Source organism: Pseudomonas rhodesiae, assembly GCF_007858255.1.
GTDB lineage: Bacteria > Pseudomonadota > Gammaproteobacteria > Pseudomonadales > Pseudomonadaceae > Aquipseudomonas > Aquipseudomonas rhodesiae.
In genome coordinates, this window is record NZ_VFEU01000002.1 from 135,709 (window position 1) to 153,397 (window position 17,689).

The 17,689-nt window shown below is 62.2% G+C and carries 14 protein-coding genes; 3 read left to right on the top strand and 11 right to left on the bottom strand.

Annotated elements, in window-relative coordinates; all coding sequences use genetic code 11:
• Window positions 1-82: 82 nt before the first annotated feature.
• Window positions 83-973 (bottom strand): 4-hydroxybenzoate octaprenyltransferase, encoded by an 891-nt coding sequence (gene ubiA / locus FIV35_RS02870; RefSeq protein ID WP_034139842.1) that lies wholly within the window; start codon window positions 971-973, stop codon window positions 83-85.
• Entirely contained in the window at window positions 973-1,536 is a 564-nt protein-coding gene (locus FIV35_RS02875; RefSeq protein WP_034139841.1) for a chorismate--pyruvate lyase family protein, read from the bottom strand. The genes ubiA and FIV35_RS02875 overlap by 1 nt, the downstream gene beginning before the upstream one ends.
• 196 nt (window positions 1,537-1,732) lie before the next feature.
• Between FIV35_RS02875 and FIV35_RS02880 the strand changes: the two genes are divergently transcribed.
• The 3 genes from FIV35_RS02880 to FIV35_RS02890 all read left to right on the top strand — a co-directional run bounded on the left by FIV35_RS02880 (window position 1,733) and on the right by FIV35_RS02890 (window position 3,552).
• Window positions 1,733-1,900: a rubredoxin gene (locus tag FIV35_RS02880; protein WP_034139840.1), complete on the top strand. Its 168-nt coding sequence runs from the start codon at window positions 1,733-1,735 to the stop codon at window positions 1,898-1,900.
• Window positions 1,901-1,936: 36 nt separating this feature from the next.
• Window positions 1,937-3,085, top strand: a complete 1,149-nt coding sequence (locus tag FIV35_RS02885; RefSeq protein ID WP_034139839.1) for an NAD(P)/FAD-dependent oxidoreductase — start codon at window positions 1,937-1,939, stop codon at window positions 3,083-3,085.
• Between the two features lie 191 nt (window positions 3,086-3,276).
• Window positions 3,277-3,552: an HU family DNA-binding protein gene (locus FIV35_RS02890; RefSeq protein ID WP_011064269.1), complete on the top strand. Its 276-nt coding sequence runs from the start codon at window positions 3,277-3,279 to the stop codon at window positions 3,550-3,552.
• Between the two features lie 85 nt (window positions 3,553-3,637).
• On the opposite strand, the gene FIV35_RS02895 is transcribed toward FIV35_RS02890, so the two are convergent.
• The 9 genes from FIV35_RS02895 to FIV35_RS02935 form a co-directional block, all read right to left on the bottom strand.
• Window positions 3,638-4,081, bottom strand: coding sequence for a hypothetical protein (locus FIV35_RS02895; RefSeq protein ID WP_034139838.1), 444 nt, complete (start codon window positions 4,079-4,081; stop codon window positions 3,638-3,640).
• Window positions 4,082-4,094: 13 nt separating this feature from the next.
• The gene (locus tag FIV35_RS02900; protein ID WP_080761499.1) at window positions 4,095-8,474 is read right to left on the bottom strand and encodes an RHS repeat-associated core domain-containing protein; all 4,380 of its coding nucleotides are present in this window, start codon (window positions 8,472-8,474) and stop codon (window positions 4,095-4,097) included.
• A 12-nt stretch (window positions 8,475-8,486) separates the two neighbouring features.
• Window positions 8,487-8,921 (bottom strand): DcrB-related protein, encoded by a 435-nt coding sequence (locus FIV35_RS02905; protein WP_034139837.1) that lies wholly within the window; start codon window positions 8,919-8,921, stop codon window positions 8,487-8,489.
• Window positions 8,922-8,936: 15 nt separating this feature from the next.
• The gene (locus FIV35_RS02910; protein WP_034139836.1) at window positions 8,937-10,877 is read right to left on the bottom strand and encodes a type VI secretion system Vgr family protein; all 1,941 of its coding nucleotides are present in this window, start codon (window positions 10,875-10,877) and stop codon (window positions 8,937-8,939) included.
• Between the two features lie 149 nt (window positions 10,878-11,026).
• Complete coding sequence (gene tssH, locus FIV35_RS02915; protein ID WP_034139835.1) at window positions 11,027-13,690, bottom strand: type VI secretion system ATPase TssH; 2,664 nt, start codon at window positions 13,688-13,690, stop codon at window positions 11,027-11,029.
• Window positions 13,683-14,726 (bottom strand): type VI secretion system baseplate subunit TssG, encoded by a 1,044-nt coding sequence (gene tssG / locus FIV35_RS02920; protein ID WP_034101509.1) that lies wholly within the window; start codon window positions 14,724-14,726, stop codon window positions 13,683-13,685. The genes tssH and tssG overlap by 8 nt, the downstream gene beginning before the upstream one ends.
• A complete protein-coding gene (tssF, locus tag FIV35_RS02925; RefSeq protein ID WP_034139834.1) occupies window positions 14,690-16,549 on the bottom strand; it encodes a type VI secretion system baseplate subunit TssF in 1,860 nt (619 codons plus the stop codon). Before tssF ends, tssG begins: the two co-directional genes overlap by 37 nt.
• The gene (tssE, locus tag FIV35_RS02930) at window positions 16,546-17,061 is read right to left on the bottom strand and encodes a type VI secretion system baseplate subunit TssE (RefSeq protein ID WP_034101768.1); all 516 of its coding nucleotides are present in this window, start codon (window positions 17,059-17,061) and stop codon (window positions 16,546-16,548) included. Before tssE ends, tssF begins: the two co-directional genes overlap by 4 nt.
• 90 nt (window positions 17,062-17,151) lie before the next feature.
• On the bottom strand, window positions 17,152-17,640 hold the full coding sequence (locus tag FIV35_RS02935; protein WP_017526783.1) for an Hcp family type VI secretion system effector: 489 nt from the start codon (window positions 17,638-17,640) through the stop codon (window positions 17,152-17,154).
• Between the last annotated feature and the right edge of the window lie 49 nt (window positions 17,641-17,689).

A 17,689-nucleotide genomic window follows, 5' to 3' on the forward strand; every position in this document is an offset into this window, starting at 1 on the left:
CCTCCCACCTCTTGATGTGTGAATACAGTCAAATGTGGGAGGGGGCTTGCCCCCGATGAGTCCCTGCCAAACACCGCAAAACTCAGCGAAACCCGTAATCCGCCACAATCCCGACAAAAATCGCCAACCCCGCCCAGTGGTTGTGCAAAAACGCCTTGAAGCATTTGAGGCGATCGCGATCGCGGGTGTACCAGAACTCCCAGGCAAAACACCCCGCAGCCGCCAGCAGCCCCAAGTGGAACCAGCCACCCAATTCGAAGCGCGCGCCGGCCAGCAGCAGGCACGCCAGTGAAAGACCTTGCAAGGTCAGGATGATCACGCGGTCGGCATCGCCAAACAGAATCGCGGTGGATTTAACGCCGATTTTCAGATCGTCATCGCGGTCAGTCATGGCGTAATAAGTGTCATAGGCCACCGTCCACAGCAGGTTGGCGATATACAGCAGCCAAGCCGTGGCGGGCAGATGGCCGGTTTCGGCGGTGAATGCCATCGGCATGCCCCAGGAAAACGCGGCCCCCAGCACCACCTGCGGGTAATAGGTGTAACGCTTCATAAAGGGATAGCTGACCGCTAGCGCCAGGCCGCCCAGGGACAGCCAGATGGTCGTGGCATTGGTCAGCAATACCAGCAGGAAACTGATCAGCATCAGGACTGCAAAGAACACCAGCGCTTCTTTGGAACTGATTTTGCCGCTGGCCAACGGGCGTTGCGCGGTGCGTTTCACGTGCCCGTCAACCTTGCGGTCGGCCCAGTCATTGATCACGCAGCCGGCAGCGCGCGTCAGCGTCACGCCCAGCACGAAAATCACGATATTGGCCAAGGACGGCGAGCCCTCGCCGGCAATCCACAGCGCCCATAGCGTCGGCCACAGCAGCAGGTAAATGCCGATGGGCTTGTCCATGCGGGTTAATTGAATGAAGTCCCAGGCCCTGGGATTAAGGCGGTTGAAGGATTGGAGCAGGCGTTGATACATCAGCGGTTCTCCGAAGGATCATGCAGCGCATGCCAGAAGCTCGGCAGGAAGATTTCCGCCACCAGCACGCTCAATGCGCCGCGGTCGAAACGTGAGCGGCGGGCCCACAACCCATCGGCCTGATCCGCCGTGGGCAGCCAGTGCCGGGGGTAGCGGCACACTTCAATGGCCTGGCGGGTGAACGCGCGGTCGCAGAACAGCAACTCACCCAGCGAACGGCTGCCCAATTCGTCCATCTGCAGCCCATCGCCCTGCAAGGCGCTGCGCGCCGCCACGCTGCGGGCAAACACCCAGGGTTGGCCGTGCCCGCGCAAATACACCTCGCGTACCCAGCCGATACTGGCCGGCGCCAGCTGCAGCGCAACACACTCATCCTCGCGTAGCGGCTGCCAGCCTTCGAACAGCGGCGTGACGCTAAAGCCCTCGTTGGACAGCTCGGTCAGTCGCCGCGTCAGTGAGCCTTCGTCGAACAACCAGTCGAGGGTCAACGGCGCGGGCGCCGGGTTCAGAAGGCTCTGGGGCAGCCATTGGCAAGCAGCGGGGCGGGCGAGTGAGTGCGGCACGGCGAGTCGGTATGGGCAGTAAAAGAGGCGGCGAGCTTACCATGGCGTCCCGGTCTTTTGCCGGGCTCAACCGGCCCGTTGAGTCGATGACGCTTGCATCTGCACGCCCCGGTCAGTACAAAACGCCCTGAGCCGAGTGGCAAAGCTGGATCCATCGACCGCCGGCCAATTTGCCTGGACCCTGAGGAAGTAAGTAATGAAGAAGTGGCAATGTATCGTCTGCGGCCTTATCTACAACGAAGCAGACGGCTGGCCTGATGATGGCATCGCGCCGGGCACGCGTTGGGAGGACGTCCCGCAAGACTGGTTGTGCCCGGATTGCGGCGTGGGTAAATCGGATTTCGAAATGATCCAAATCGGCTGATCTGAAATTTAAGAAACGTACTACAAGGAGAAAGGAATGAACGCACCTGTCGTGATCATCGGCACAGGATTGGCCGGCTACAACGTGGCCCGGGAGTTTCGCAAGCTCGACAGCGAAACCCCATTGCTGCTGATCACCGCAGATGACGGGCGCTCCTACTCCAAGCCCATGCTCTCCACCGGCTTTGGCAAGAACAAGGAAGCCGATGGCCTGAGCATGGCTGAACCGGGCGCCATGGCCGAGCAACTCAAGGCCGAGGTGCGCACCCACACCCGCGTCAGCGGCATCGACCCTGGCCACAAGCGCCTGTGGATCGGCGAGGAAGCGGTGGCTTACCGTGACCTGATCCTGGCCTGGGGCGCCGAAACCGTGCGCGTACCGGTCGAGGGCGACGCTGCCGAGCTGATCTTCCCGATCAATGACCTGGAAGACTATGCACGTTTTCGCGCTGCCGCCGCCGGCAAGCGTCGCGTACTGCTGCTCGGCGCCGGCCTGATCGGCTGCGAATTCGCCAATGACCTGATCCTGGGTGGTTATGAGATCGATCTGGTCGCACCGTGCGAGCAAGTCATGCCCACTCTGCTGCACCCGGCTGCGGCTGCGGCGGTGCAAGCCGGCCTGGAAAGCCTTGGCGCACGCTTCCACCTGGGGCCGGTGCTCAACCGCCTGCAACGCACGGCCGACGGCCTGGAAGCGCATCTGTCGGACGGTGAAGTGATCCGTTGCGACCTGGTGGTCTCGGCCATCGGTCTGCGCCCGCGCATCGACCTGGCAGCCGCGGCGGGCCTGCAGGTCAACCGTGGAATCATGGTGGACCGCCACCTCAAGACCTCCCACGCCAACATCTACGCCCTGGGCGACTGCGCCGAGGTGGACGGCCTCAATCTGTTGTACGTCATGCCTCTGATGACCTGCGCGCGCGCCCTGGCCCAGACGCTGGCCGGCAACGCCACCGCCGTCAGCTATGGCCCGATGCCGGTCACCGTAAAAACACCGGTGTGCCCGTTGGTGGTCTCCCCACCGCCACGCGGCACCGAAGGGGTGTGGAATGTCGAAGGGCAGGGTGGCGATATCAAGGCGCTGTGCCGCGACGCCAGTGGCCTCCTGCTGGGCTATGCGTTGACGGGCACCGCCGTGATGGAAAAACTCGCGCTCAACAAAGAACTTCCGCCGTTGCTGGCGTAAATACCGGTCGTTCTGTCGGAATAAGCACATTTTTCCCTCTAGAAAGGTCGCCGCGAGACTGGCGGAGCGTGCGAGGGCATGCCATCCTCACTCCCGTCTGCCGCAGAGTAGAGCCTGCGGCGCTTTGGGCGCCGCTCCGTCAGAGAGCGGCACGGACATAACAACAAAAAACCGTCAAAGAGGCTTCACTTATGCGTAAACCCGAACTCGCAGCCGCCATCGCTGAAAAAGCGGATCTCACCAAAGAGCAGGCCAACCGCGTCCTCAACGCCATTCTCGAAGAAATCACCGGCGCCCTGCACCGCAAGGACAGCGTCACCCTGGTGGGTTTCGGCACCTTCCTGCAACGCCACCGCGGCGCCCGCACCGGCAAAAACCCGCAAACCGGCGAGCCTGTGAAGATCAAGGCCAGCAATACCGTTGCGTTCAAGCCGGGCAAGTCGCTCAAAGACAGCGTCAACCCGTAAGCGCAGTACCGTCCGAAGGGAGGCGGGGTGATAGGAAAAGTGGGCACGCCGACGGGGTTGGGTGCCCATTTTTTGTGGGGTTAAATCAATGGCCCTTCTTTTTCTCATCCAAATAGAAATTCAGATATTTTTTGGGGCGGTCTTGAAAAGCTCGTGCTTTACCAAAGCTATAAGCTTCATCAAAGCACTTAAATGCATCGGCCTTTCTTTCTAACTCTAGAAATGCCATTCCCAAATTGATCAATGGACCCGTATCAATATCGGACTCGCGCCCATCCAACGTTTTCTGCGCCCACTGTTCAGCTGCCGTGAAATCACCGCTGTCAAAGTAAAGATTGAAAAAAGAACCTGTGACCCATGATGACAGAGGGGTCCACTCAAGCTTTGGCTCAGGAAGTAAATTCCATGCCTGCTGATACATAGCCTCGGCTTCAGATTTTTTGTTCTGGTCATCGAGATCATTACCTGACGCCATAATGTTCATGATCTTTTCTGCGAGGTCGGGATTCTCATCTGCCAAGTCTTTCATACAATAATCCTTACTAATATTTAGGCTGCTCAGCCGGCCCGATAAAGTCGGCGGGATCTTTATATCGATCCGTAAGTAAAGCGCCTTTTGATCGGTTGTGAGAATAATATTCCAGCTCATAGTTGTCAGAGTCGCGCATCCATCCTCTGACCTCTTTTGATTTGGCGCCGTGAAAACCGCCCTTGCTGTTCCAGTATTTGACGGCATCGGTCTTATGGGCCATATCAGCGTCTTTAATCGAGTACCATTTTTTATCGGTGCTCTGGAATCTCATATTTTTGCCTGTACCGATGATTTTGCCCTCGGCTCTCATCCGTGCGATTACCGCTTTCCCCGTGCGGCTGTTTTTGCCTGGTGTTCTGCCCACAGAATTCAGGCGGCAAGATAGCCCCAATGGGTCGACCCACCCAAATGGGTTTTTCGCGTAGACGTAGAAATTCAAACCGCCGTGCAACCCAATCGGATCCGGCGTAGTAAACCGCCCCACATCCGGATCATAAAACCGGAACGTGTTGTAGTGCAGCCCCGTCTCCCGATCCAGATACTGCCCCTGAAACCTCAGGTTCTGCTCTTCAATGTAATAAGGCTCGCGCACCTCTTCCAGTGTGTTGCCCCACACCCGATACGTCGCCTGCCAAACTGTGTGCCCATCCGCTTCGGTGAGTTGTTCCGGCAAGCCGTTCAGGTCGTTGTGGTAGTAGCGGATTTTTTGCAGAGGCCCGCTGCCGTCAATGCGGGCAATAGGCTCGTAGCCTTCGTCTTGGTAGATGTAAAGACTGGTCTGACTGTGTCTATGCTCCTGCAACAACCGCAGGCCATCCCACATAAACCGGGTTTCCCCCAGCGGATACCCGTCACCGCCGTGCTCGGTTTTCGCGATGCGTCGGCCCAGCGGGTCGTAGGTCATTCTGACCACGCTGCCGTTTTCATTGCGTACTTCGATCAGACGGCTTTCGGCGTCGTAGGCAAAGCGTTGCAGGCCGCGCGCGGTGCTGCGTTTTTCGATTGTGCGGCCAAAGGCGTCATAGCGATAACGCTTGTCTTGGTAGGTCAGCAGCTTGTTGTGCACCACCAGCCCGGCACCCGCCTGCGGGCCGTCCAGCAGGTTGGCGGCGGCGTCGTAGGCGAAGGTTTCGCGTTGGCCGTGCAGGTTGTCCTGGCTGGCGATGATGCGGCCGGTGGCGTCGTAGTGCAGCAGTTGGCGGTGTTGTGTGGCGGGCTGCTGGTCGAGTTTGCCGATCAGGTTGTCGGCGGGGTCGTATTCGAATTGTTTCTGTGCGGCTGCCGGTAGCAGCGACGGTTGGCTCGCCAGGCGACGTTGACGTGCGCGCAGACGGCCGCTGCGGTCGTATTCGCTGCGGGTGCTGAGTTGGCCTTGGGTGCGCAGCACTTCGCGGTGCAGGCGGTCGCGTTCGAAGTCGCTGATTACCTGACCGTCGAGGTTGATCTGATGCAGGTGGCCGCTGCCGTAGTACAGGCGGTTGAGCCAGCGGCCGTCGGGCAGTTGGGTCTGGATCAGGTTGCCGAGTTCGTCGTAGTGGTGGTGCAGGCTGCCCGCTGAGCTCTGTTCGGTGAGTAACTGGCCAAGGGCGTCGTAGGCGAAGCTCAGGGCCTGGGTGTTGCCGTGCAAGTCGGTGAACGTCACCGCCGTAAGCTGATCCACGGCGTCGTAGCTGTAGTCCGTGCGGCCATCGTCGGTGGTCTTGGCGATCAGGCGGCCAACAGCGTCGCGCTCCAATCGATGGACGATGGGCGCGGGCGCTGTCTCGGGGACGACCGCCAAACCACTGCCGTACGGGGCCGGTACAGCGCTCACCGCAATCACATTGTCCAGCGGATCGTAGCGGTAGCGCTTGGCGCTGCCATCCAGGTCCTGCTGCTCGGTCAACCGATCGCCGGCGTCCCAGGCAAACCGATAACGCTCACCGTTTTCGTTGATCAGCGCTTGCAGGCGTCCATAGCTGTCATAGCCGAACTGCACCTGCCGACCATGGGCGTCGATGCGCTGGCGCACCTGGCCGCGACGGTTGTGCTGGTACAGGGTGGTATGCCCGGCCGGGTCGGTGTAACCCACCAGTTGGCCGCTGGTGTTGCGTTGGTATTGCTCGGTGCGCCCGTCCGGCAATTGGCTGCTGAGCAGGCGCCCCTGGGCGTCATAGCTGAACAGGGTGCGCTCGCCAAGGGCGTCGGTGATGACCTGCAAATTGCCGCGTTCGTCGTAGCTGAAGCGGGTGGGGTAGCCGGAGCAATCCACGTGCTCGACCAACTGCCCGAACGGGTTCCAGCGCAGCTTCTTGCTTTTGCCGGTGGCGTCGATAATTTCTACGGGCTGGCCGTGATCGTCATAGCGATAGCGAGTGACATAGCCCAGCGGGTCGGTTTCGGCGATGCAATTGCCGCGCTGATCGTAGCGATACGCCCAGCTATTGTCGGCGGCGTCGGTCTCCACCAGCGGCAGTGCCCAATGCTCAAGCCACAAGGTCGAGTCGCTGCGGCCCAGCGGGTCAGTCTCGCCGATCAGGTTGCCGGCATCGTCGTAGCTGTACGTATAGCGCCCGCCCAGCGGATCGGTGGCGCTGAGCAATTGGCGTTCGTCGTTCCACTCGAACAGCCAGGTTTGCCCGAGGTTGTCGCTGTACCGAACGATCTGGTGCTGGGTGTTCCAGTGGCGGGTACTGACGCGTTGCAAGCCGTCGGTAATCCGCGTGATACCGGCCTGCAAGTCATAGTCGAACTGGTAGGCGTCGCCTTCGTCGGTCCAGTGCCGGACCACGCGCCATTCCGCGTTTTCAACCAAGGCCCACTCATAGAAACAGCGCAACCCGGTCGGTAGCTGGTGCTCCACCATGCGCCGGCCAGCATCGTAGCTGAAGCGCCGCTGCACTTGGCCAGTGGCATCGCGGACCTCTGCCAGGTTGCCGATAGCGTCGTAGCCATAGCTGACCAGCACTTCGCGGCGTTGGTCGGGGTACAGCCGTTCGAGCCGCACCACGTGACCTTGATCACGGATCAACTCCACTTGCACCAGATCGAAGGTATCGCGCAGTCGGACCAGGCGCCCAGCGTCGTCATAATCGACATAGATGCGGTTTTCGTTACGGTCGCCGAGCTGGCTGAGGCGCAGCAATGCCGGATTGGCGGAGGGTTCGAACAAACGATACAGGCCGTCATCGCTCTCGATCAGCAACTGCCCGTTAAGATGTCGGCGCACGGCCAGCCCTTCACCGGCGCTGAACACCGCGCCGCCCAGGGGGATGCTGCCCATGTCGATAGGCCGGCCCTGTTCATCGGTGTAGATCAGCGTTTCACCGCCGTCGGGGTGAGGCTGGATGGCGACGCAGACTTCATACGGCACGCTCCAGCCTGGGCCGAACAGGCTGCCCGTGCGTTCGTCACGGCTGTTGTAGAACCGCTGCCAATCAATCGGCAGGATGCCGGGCAGGACGAAATCCAGCTCTTCGTCACCGCCCAGCACCTTGGCGCCGGTGGCCGCGTGCACCGGGTTCGACGAGCCCATCGCCGCGTTGGCCATCGCCCCCATCGCACTGCTGACGGCCATCGAGGCCGCGCCGCCGATCAACATGCAGGGCAACTTGCTGAAAAACTTGCCCTTGCCGCCCTTGAGCATCAGCAACGCCGTCACCGCCAGCCCGACGCCCGGTGTCTTGCCGCTGCGGATCTCGCGGACCACCACTGAGCCGCCGCCAATGGTCACATTGGAGGAGATCAGCCCCGACGACACCACCGTTGCATCGCAGGTGCTGCGGTCACCGCTGCGCACTGCCGGTTGGCCATTGATGGTGACTTTTTCCGAACCCTCGGCCAGAAACTGCGGCGGCATCGGCGGATGTTTTGTGCACGTCACCTGATCCAGCGGCTTGGGTTCGGCGCCTGGGGCAGGCGTGGCCACCGTGGGGCGCCACATCTGCGAGAAGAAACTCTCGGCCATGTCCAGGAAGCTGGCTTCTGGCTCGGGTGCGGGCTCTTCCAGCTCAGTGCCGGCGGGTGCGACGTGAGAGGTGATCGCCCCCGCGGCGCGAGCGGCCGGAATATTATTGGTCAGGGTGTTGGTGGAACCGGTGAGGATGTTCGCCTGCACCGTGGGCGGAAACAGGGCGTTGCTGAAGCTCTCGCATAAATTCGATAAGCCTTTGTCCGCGCCGGTCTTGCTCATGGCCAGGCCGACAACCGTGCCCACCACGGCGCCCAGCAGGAAACAACCCAGCCCGCCGGTGGCCACGGTAATCCCGGTGGCGGCAACCACCGCCGCCGTCGCCACCGCCGTGATCGCGATGTTGGCCGCCACTTCCAGCACACCGCCGAGGATATCGGCCATCATCGAAGTGTGGGAGAGCGCATCGCCCATGCGGGCCGCCCAAAGCGCGTCAGACATGCAGGCAGCTCATCAGGAAATGGCGTCGAACGACAGCGAGTTCTTGATCAGCGCCCAATGCGCCGCTTCGGCCTCCCCAAGCTTCTCGGCCTTCACATAACTCAAGGCGAGCATCTTGCGCGTGCCCGGTATCACCAGCGCCAGCTGGTATTGGAACACCTTGTCGTTGCCCTTGTTGAACTGGCTGCGCAGCTCAATGCCTTCCACTTCCTGCGCGGCGCCCAAGCGCACGTCCACGCCCGGTTGATAGCGCAGCTCCTGCACCTGTTTTTCCAGGCGCTGGAGCTGGTCGTTGAAGTTGCTGTGCAGGGTTTCGCCGTCGGCCAGCTGGCTGCGGCTGACGATCAGGGATGTGCCCAGCTCAGGGAATTTGAGGATGTTGATCGTCGCATCCTGCAGCTCGCTCGCCGGCAGTTGGAACTGGAATTCGTTGATTCGGTACGTCATGGCAAACGGGTCTCGTCAGGAGCTTTTCGGCGCGGGGAACGCGGCTTTGATATTGGCGTCGATGCTGGTTTTCTGGCCCTGTCCATCGGGCGTGGCGCCAGGGCCGCCGCCGTTATTGAGGTGCAGCACGCCTTTGGTATTGATCTCGGCATCGCCGCTGGCATAGAAGCTGATGTTTACGCCGGTGAGGTTGATCTGCCCGCTGGCATTCAACTCCAGGATGCTTTCGCCGCAGACCAGGCGCAGGTTTTCGCCCACCTCGATCACATAGCTCTGGCTGATGCTGTCGGTCTTGCGCTGGCCCACCGAGAGGATGTCTTCCTGCTTGACGATGCGCAGGCGGTTGTTGCCGATGGTGACCGTCTCGTTGTGGCCAATGCTCTTGTTGCGGTCGTGCCCGACGGCGTGGCTCTCATCCACCTCCACCACGATGTCCTGATTGCGCTCGGCATGGATATACAACTGCTCCAGGCCCTTCTTGTCCTCCATGCGGATTTCATTGAAGTTGGCCGGCGTGCCGCCCTTGCTGGAGCGACTTTTCATGCCGCTCTGGGTTGCGTTCTCGGGCAGGTCGTAGGGCACGGTCTGCTCGGCGTTGTACACCCGCCCGGTGATGATCGGTCGGTCCGGGTCGCCTTCCAAAAAGCTCACAATCACTTCCTGGCCGATCCGCGGAATCTGCATCGAGCCCCAGTTCTTGCCGGCCCAGGACTGCGACACACGAATCCAGCACGAGCTGTTTTCGTTGGATTGGTCGTGACGGTCCCAATAGAAATGCACCTTTACGCGGCCGTACTGGTCGGTCCAGATTTCCTCGCCTTTGGGGCCGACCACCAGTGCGGTCTGCGGGCCTTTGACGATGGGCCGGTGAGTGGTGGCCAACGGGCGGAAGCTTTGCTGGGCGTCGATGCAGGTCAGGCTGCTTTCGAACTGCGCCGAGGCCGAACCGCCGCCGCTTTCGAGGTTTTCCTGGACGATGTAGTAGCGGATGCCAACGATCAGGTATTCGCGATTCTGGTCCTGGCGGCTGAAGCCGGTGAGGCTGAACAGATGGCCCGAACCCAGGCCGCGTGCATTGCCGGCAAACTCGATCTGTTCGTGCAGGGTTTGCAGCGCTTCGATGCGGGTACGCGCGTAGTGCTCGCCGTCTTCGCTTTGCACATAGGTGCCGGGGTAGTCGTAGAGCGGGTAGTCGCCGGCGGTATGTGGGCGCGGCATGGCCGAGCGCACGTCGATGCTGGCGCTGGGGCGCTGGAAGTCGTAGTCGTTGAGTTCCAGGGAGCCCGGCTGCACCTCCTGCGCCAAATGCCAGTTGTGCATATGGTCGCGTTCGCGCTGTTGCTCATCCTTGGGGTAGTACGGCACCGACGCGTAGCCCGGCACGGTGGTGTGGGCGCCATAGGCATCGGCCAGTACCAGCACATGGCGGTCCTGCTCATGGCGGAAGAAGTAGTAGATGCCTTCCTGTTCCATCAAACGGCTGACGAAATCGAAGCTGGTTTCGCGGTACTGCACGCAGTATTCCCACTCGCGATACGGCCGGCTCAGGGCGTCTTCGAAGTCGGAAAAGCCCAGGTCGCGGAACACCTGCTTGATGATCTGCGGGATGCTCAGGTTCTGGAAAATCCGGCAGTCCGAGGTCCGAGTCAGCAGCCAGAACCACGGGCGCAGCGTCACTTGGTAACTGGCGAACTGGCCTTGATCAATGTTCTGGCTGCACCGCGCGACGATGCCGTGGAAGTGCCGCTCGCCGCCGTCCGCCAATTGCAGGCCGACGCTCATGGGTTTGCCGAGCAACTGGTTGAGGTCGATGTTGGCGTCCAGGGACGTCAGTTGCAGCTCGTAATTGAACAGGCGCCCCAGCTCTTCACCACCGCCCATTTCATTGAGCAGCAGCACATCCGGCCCGAGGGGGCTGGTGATCTTGGCCAGGCGTGAGGCTTGGTTGAATAGCATCGAAGTACCCTAATAACTGAAGGAACCCAGTCCAAATGTGGGAGGGGGCTTGCCCCCGATAGCAGTGTGTCAGTTGATGCATGCAGTGACTGATTCACCGCTATCGGGGGCAAGCCCCCTCCCACATTTAAACCTTATTTCAACAGTCGTTATTCGGCGTCGTTGAAGTCGTAGTGCAGCTCATTATCCCGACTGCTGATCCGCACACCCGCCAGCGCCTTGCCCTCAAGCATGCGCGTGAGGAATTCACGGCTCATGTCCGGCAGCAGGCTGTTGGTAAGGATGGTGTCGATCATGCGTCCGCCGCTTTCGGTTTCGGTGCAGCGCGAGACGATCAGGTCGACCACCGCGTCGTCGTAGTCGAAGGTGACCTTGTGGGTGTTCTCCACACGTTTTTTGATGCGGTTGAGCTGCAAGCGAGTGATCGCCTTGAGCATCTCGTCGCTCAGCGGGTAGTAAGGGATCGTTACCAAGCGGCCGAGCAGGGCCGGTGGGAAGATCTCCAGCAGCGGCTGGCGCAGGGCCTTGGCAATCTCCTCGGGCTCGGGGATGTTCGCCGGGTCTTTGCAGACCTGGGAAATCAGCTCGGTGCCGGCGTTGGTGGTCAGCAGGATCAAGGTGTTCTTGAAGTCGATCACCCGGCCTTCGCCGTCTTCCATTACGCCTTTGTCGAACACTTGGAAGAAAATCTCGTGCACGTCCGGGTGGGCTTTTTCTACCTCGTCCAGCAACACCACGCTGTAGGGCTTGCGACGTACCGCTTCGGTCAGCACACCGCCCTCGCCGTAGCCGATGTAGCCTGGTGGCGCGCCCTTGAGGGTCGACACGGTGTGGGCTTCCTGGAACTCGCTCATGTTGATGGTGATGACGTTCTGCTCACCGCCATACATGGCTTCGGCCAGGGCCAGGGCGGTTTCGGTCTTGCCCACGCCGGAGGTGCCGGCCAGCATGAATACACCGATCGGCTTGCTCGGGTTGTCGAGGCCGGCGCGAGAGGTCTGGATGCGCTTGGCGATCATCTGCAAGGCATGGTCCTGGCCGATGATGCGTTTTTTCAGGTGCTGATCCAGGTTCAGCACGGTTTCCAATTCGTTGCGGGCCATGCGGCCCACCGGGATGCCGGTCCAGTCGGCGACCACCGAGGCCACGGCCTGGTAATCCACGGTCGGCAGGATCAGCGGGGTTTCGCCTTGCAGCGCGGTGAGGCGTTGTTGCAGGTCGACCAATTGAGCGCGCAATTCGTCGTTGCCACTGTCCACCACCCCGGCCTTTTCGCGCAGGGTGGCACGGGTTGCGAGCAACTCGTCCACCAGGGCTTTCTCTTCGGCCCAACGGCTTTCGAGGGTGGCCAGGCGCTCGCGTTCGGCGGCCAACAGGGCTTCGCTGTTGCTCTGGCGCGCTCCGGTGTCGATGCCAATGGCATGCTCGCGGGCAATGATCTGCAGCTCGGTTTCCAGGGCCTCGATGCGACGGCGGCTGTCGTCCACTTCGGCCGGCACCGCGTGCAGGCTGATGGCCACGCGGGCGCAGGCGGTGTCCAGCAGACTCACGGATTTGTCCGGCAACTGACGCGCCGGAATGTAGCGGTGCGACAGCTTCACTGAGGCTTCCAGGGCTTCGTCAAGGATCTGCACCTGGTGGTGCTGTTCCATGGTCGAGGCCACGCCGCGCATCATCAGCAGGGCTTTGTCTTCGGAGGGCTCGGCCACTTGCACCACTTGGAAGCGGCGGGTCAGGGCCGGGTCTTTCTCGATGTGCTTCTTGTACTCGGCCCAGGTAGTGGCGGCCACGGTGCGCAGGGTGCCGCGGGCCAGCGCAGGCTTGAGCAGGTTGGCCGCATCGCCGGTGCCGGCGGCGCCACCAGCGCCCACCAGCGTATGGGCTTCGTCGATAAACAGGATGATCGGCTTGGGCGAAGCCTGCACGTCTTCAATCACCTGGCGCAGGCGCTGTTCGAACTCGCCTTTCATGCTGGCGCCGGCTTGCAGCAAGCCCACATCCAGGCTGCGCAGTTCCACATCCTTGAGCGACGGCGGCACATCGCCGGCGACGATGCGCAGGGCAAACCCCTCGACCACAGCGGTTTTACCCACCCCGGCTTCACCGGTGAGGATTGGGTTGTTCTGGCGCCGACGCATGAGGATATCGACCAACTGGCGGATCTCTTCGTCACGCCCCACGATCGGGTCGAGCTTGCCGCTGCGCGCCTGTTCGGTCAGGTCCACAGTGAAGCGCTTGAGGGCTTCCTGCTTGCCCATCGCGCTGGGCGCCATGGCGCCGCTGGCTTCGCCCGGAACGGCGCCGGCGTTGAAACCGTCGCTGGCGGTCAGGGCGTTTTCCGGCGAGTCGCCGACGTATTCGTCAAAACGCTCGCTCAGGGCCTCGGCCTTGATCTTGTCGAACTCGCCGGACAAGCCCAGCAACGCATGGCGCAGGCTCGGGGTCTTGAGAATGCCCAGCACCAGGTAACCGGTGCGCACTTGGCTTTCGCCGAACATCAGGCTGCCGTAGACCCAGCCACGTTCCACTGCTTCTTCTACGTGGGACGACAGGTCGGTGATGGAAGTCGAGCCGCGCGGCAGACGGTCCAAGGCTTCGGTCAGGTCGCGGGCCAGGCGCGCCGGCTCGACGTTGAACTGGCGGATGATGCGGTGCAGGTCCGAGTCCTGCAGTTGCAGCAACTGGTGGAACCAGTGGGCCAGTTCCACGTAAGGATTGCCCCGCAACTTGCAGAACACGGTGGCGGCTTCGATGGCTTTGTAGGCCACGCTGTTGAGTTTGCCGAACAGTGCGGCGCGACTGATTTCACCCATGCTCTGGATTCCTTGAGGTGGTGGCTTGATCGGCGTAATGCCGGGCCAGGATTAGGTCGTTGGCGTCGTGCGCAGGTTGGCCGAGCCACGTGTTGAAGCCCAGGCGAAACTGGCCGTTAAGCCGCAGCGCCGGTACTTCGGGTTGTTGCAGGACCAGGTTCAAGTCCCAGTCCAATTCGTGGCCCAGGTACTCGGCTACCCACGCCACCAGTTCGTTGAACGGCTGGTGGCCGGGCAGCATGCCCATGTAGTCATCGAGCGTGAGCGGGCCCAGGCGGATACGGAATTTATGCTGGCGGTCCCACACATGGCTGCCCAGGCACAGGTCCACGCCCAGCCGGTTGGCGTTGACGCCCACGCGGCTGCGTTCGGGCAGTTCGAGCCATTGGCCGACGTATTCCTCGATCTCTACCGGCAGGCCGAAGTACTCGCTGAGGATGGCTTTGAGACCGTCCGGATAGCGGGTCTGTGCCGACAGGTGGCCGCTGTAATGCAGCTTGGCCGTGTCGGGAATCAGCCCCTGGTTGAGCAGGCTCGGCATGCCGCGACCGCTCAACGCGGCGAGGCGCGCGGACCAGTAGTCATCGTCGGGTCGGTCGTGGCTGACCGTCGGCCGCGCCTCGGCCCAGGCTCGGTAGAACAGGCTGAGCAGACGGTGGTGGAACACGTCCAGAAACTGTTTGCTGGTGCTGTCGGCGTTGTTGCGTTGACGCTCGCGCACGTATTCGGTGATGTGCAACGGCAGCGGGCCGTTGGGGCCGCCCAGGCCGAAGAAGAACTGCTCCAGCCGCGCCGGCCGGCCGTCACCGCCAGGCTCCAGCGACGCCAGGGTGGCCGGGGCGAACGTGCAGTCGGCCTGTTGCCCGAGGCGCAACGGGTCGTCCGCCAGGCGCAGGGAATGGCCCAGGCGCGGCAGCTGCGGCGACTCGCATTCGATGCGCCGCAGGGCCTGGAAGAAATCGTATTCCCAGGGCTCCTGGTGCATCGCTTCCAGGGTACTCACAGGGTCGGACGACGTCCGGGCTTGGCTTTCCATCGCATGATCTCGCCGCGTTCGGTGGTACGGATCACCGTCTCGGTAAAGCTGTTGATCGACACGTAGCGTGCCAGGAAGCGTTCCAACACCGCACCGAGCAGGAACACGCCGGTGCCGCGAAACGCGTTTTCATCGAATTCCAGGGTGATTTCCAGGCCCCGGCCAAACACGATCGGGCCGGGCATCGGCAGGCGCCGGGTCACGGCTTTACTGCTGACTTCGCGCAAACCCTCGATCTGCAATTGCAGCGCGGCGTCGTTGCTGTCGCCATACAGCCGCAGCAGCTCGCGCAAAGCGCCGGCGCCCTGGCCCTGTTCGCTCAGGGACAGGTAATTGAGCGACAGCTGGCTGATCAGGCGCCAAGCCTTGGCGTCATGGGCATGGCTGGCGCGCGGGCGGCTCGGGCCGGCTACGCAGCGCACGGCCAGCACCGGGGCGCTGTCGGCCAGGGTGAAGTCGGTCTTGCCATTGCCCACGCTCATGAACAGCGGCAGATCGCGGTTGGTGCACAGGGCGGTTACGCCGAGTTGGCGCAGGTCGTGACGGTACGGCGCTTGCTGGCTGTCCACCAGGCTCACAAAGGTTTCGCTGCCCACGTAGGTGGAACGCGGGCCGTTGCGGCGTTGGTCGCTGGACAGCACGCGAGGCTCGCGGCGCACCGTGTAGTAGGCCTTGTCCCGCCCGTAGCGCGACGGGTCGCGCACCGCGTAGAACGGCAGAAACGGCTGCTCCGGTCCGGTGCCATGGCCGGTCAGGCCGGTGAGGGAATGCACCTCGAAATCCATCGGCCGGGTGCGGTCGGCGATCACATGGTGTTCATTGACGCGGTCGGACAGGTGAATACGGTCCAGGCGTTTGGGGAACAGGTTGATCGCCGGGGTGCAGAACGGCAGGAACTGCGCCGCGCCGACACTGCCTTCCAGGCTCGGCTCGTGACGGTCGAACAGCACGATCAATTCCAGCTCCTGGCCGTCGCAGCGCTTGACCGCCCGGCTCAGCTCGGCGAACTCCACGAACAGGAACCGCTGGGGCAGGGCGAAGTACTCCTGCAACAACCGATAACCCTGGAACGCCCGCGCCACTACCGGCATGGCCGCGTCCGCGTCGTCGAACCCGCGTGAACGCAGTGCGTCTTGCGGTAGGCGCTCGACCCAATCGCCACCGGGCTTGCGCGCGAACACCGCGCAGACGTTGCCCAGCAGTTGCTCGTAAAGGCGGAACGGTTGCTCGTCGGCGCCGCTGAGGTACAGCGGCAGGCTGTCAAGATCGAGGCTGTTGAATGGCAGCTCGGCGCCGGTGCGCAGGGTCAGACGCAGGCCGGCCTTGGCCTTCGGTTCGCTGGCGGCCAGGCGCCCGAGTACGGTGGCCGGGTTGCCGAAGTACTCGGCATTGCTCACCTGCAGCGGCCACAGCGTCACCGGGTGCGCGGTGCGGTACTCGCAGCAGGTTTGGGTCTCGCGGCCGAGGGCGGCGCGCAGGACGGTGTCGCGCGGCAACGGGAAACCGCCGACCAGCGAACCTTCGTCGGGGTCGGTCTGCAATTGCACCACGGTCATCGACGGGGTCGGCGCCAGGTAATGCGGGTAGGCGATTTCCAGCAAATTGTGGGTGAAGGTCGGGTACTCGGCGTCGAGCTTGAGCTGCACGCGGGCGGTCAGGTAGGCAAAGCCTTCGAGCAGGCGTTCGACGTACGGGTCGGCGCAGTCCATACCGGACAGGGTCAGCCGACTGGCGATCTTCGGGTATTCCTTGGCGAACTCGGCGGCGCTTTCGCGCACGTGGTGCAGTTCCTGGTTGTACAGCTCCAGCAGGCGCGGGTTCATAAGCGCCTCCGTTGGTCAGCGTTGACCACGCGCACATGGCCGGATTCCAGGTCCAGGTCGGTTTGCAGCAGCAGGCGCAACGGCACCGGCTGTGCCCACAGGTCGCCTTCGATCTCGAAGCTCAAGGCGTTGTGGTTCATCTCGCCGTGGCCGACCCGGGCTTTGACGCGCAGGGTGTGGCGCAGGATGCGCGGCTCGAAGGTGGCGATGGCCTGATAGATCAGGGCCTCCAGCGCTTTGATGTCCACGCTGGACACGCTGTTGCCCGCCAGCGCCGGCAGGCCGTAATTGATCACCGACGTACCGGCCGGGGTGTGCAGCGTCGCATCGGCATCGAGCAACGACGTGGTATTGAGCAGCCACGCCAGGTCACGCAGCACCGAGGCTTTCAATTGGGTCAGGGACAGCACGCGTTTGTCGGCGCTTTCCTTGGGATTGGTTGGGTCTTCGTCGGTCAACCGGTCCAACAGGGACGGTTGCAGACGGTCGCGGGAAGCGATTTCAGTTACCACCAAAGCAGCTCCACGGACGGATTGCGAGAGGAACAAGAGGCTGCGCTTGAGACCGTAGTGCCGTGGCGCAGGGCCACGGCACCAGGGCTATCAGCGCTTGGTGTTGGAACGGATGTTCCAGCCAAACTTGACCGCGCCGCCGTCTTTGGTGCCGTCGGCTTTCTGCGGCTGGTAGTCCACCATCACTTGGGCGAAGTTCAGGGTGACGTTCTCGGTCAGACGGTCATCGGTACCCGAACCGCCGGTGCTCAGCGACGTCACCAATACTTCTTCCAGGTTGATCACCATGTACTCGACCTGGCTTTCACCACCGGCTTTGCGCACGGTCAGCTTGACCTTGTCGATGTGCTTGCCGCTGGCGCACAGCATCATCAGGTTAGGCGACGCTTTGTCGACGTACTTGGTCAGCGACAGGTCCTGGATGTTCACCTTACCCGCACCGCCGCCACCGCCAACGTGCATGTTGCCGGACTGGGACATGCCCCAGCTCCAGTTCAGCACGTCGATTTCGTCTTTGTGGGCTTTGTCCATGGACTCGCCCTTGATGTCGCCGATCTTGATGAAAATATCAACAGCCATGTTTTCTCCCTGTGTGGCGCTTGCCACTGATATTTGAGTCACTCCAAAT

Excerpts from the sequence above, each read along its gene's own strand:
- FIV35_RS02890 (WP_011064269.1), top strand. The coding sequence starts at position 3,277 with ATGCGTAAACCCGAACTCGCAGCCGCCATCGCTGAAAAAGCGGATCTC.
- FIV35_RS02905 (WP_034139837.1), bottom strand. The coding sequence starts at position 8,921 with ATGACGTACCGAATCAACGAATTCCAGTTCCAACTGCCGGCGAGCGAG.
- tssH (WP_034139835.1), bottom strand. The coding sequence starts at position 13,690 with ATGGGTGAAATCAGTCGCGCCGCACTGTTCGGCAAACTCAACAGCGTG.
- FIV35_RS02895 (WP_034139838.1), bottom strand. The coding sequence starts at position 4,081 with ATGAAAGACTTGGCAGATGAGAATCCCGACCTCGCAGAAAAGATCATG.
- FIV35_RS02910 (WP_034139836.1), bottom strand. The coding sequence starts at position 10,877 with ATGCTATTCAACCAAGCCTCACGCCTGGCCAAGATCACCAGCCCCCTC.
- FIV35_RS02900 (WP_080761499.1), bottom strand. The coding sequence starts at position 8,474 with ATGTCTGACGCGCTTTGGGCGGCCCGCATGGGCGATGCGCTCTCCCAC.
- tssF (WP_034139834.1), bottom strand. The coding sequence starts at position 16,549 with ATGAACCCGCGCCTGCTGGAGCTGTACAACCAGGAACTGCACCACGTG.
- FIV35_RS02885 (WP_034139839.1), top strand. The coding sequence starts at position 1,937 with ATGAACGCACCTGTCGTGATCATCGGCACAGGATTGGCCGGCTACAAC.
- FIV35_RS02880 (WP_034139840.1), top strand. The coding sequence starts at position 1,733 with ATGAAGAAGTGGCAATGTATCGTCTGCGGCCTTATCTACAACGAAGCA.
- ubiA (WP_034139842.1), bottom strand. The coding sequence starts at position 973 with ATGTATCAACGCCTGCTCCAATCCTTCAACCGCCTTAATCCCAGGGCC.
- FIV35_RS02935 (WP_017526783.1), bottom strand. The coding sequence starts at position 17,640 with ATGGCTGTTGATATTTTCATCAAGATCGGCGACATCAAGGGCGAGTCC.
- tssG (WP_034101509.1), bottom strand. The coding sequence starts at position 14,726 with ATGGAAAGCCAAGCCCGGACGTCGTCCGACCCTGTGAGTACCCTGGAA.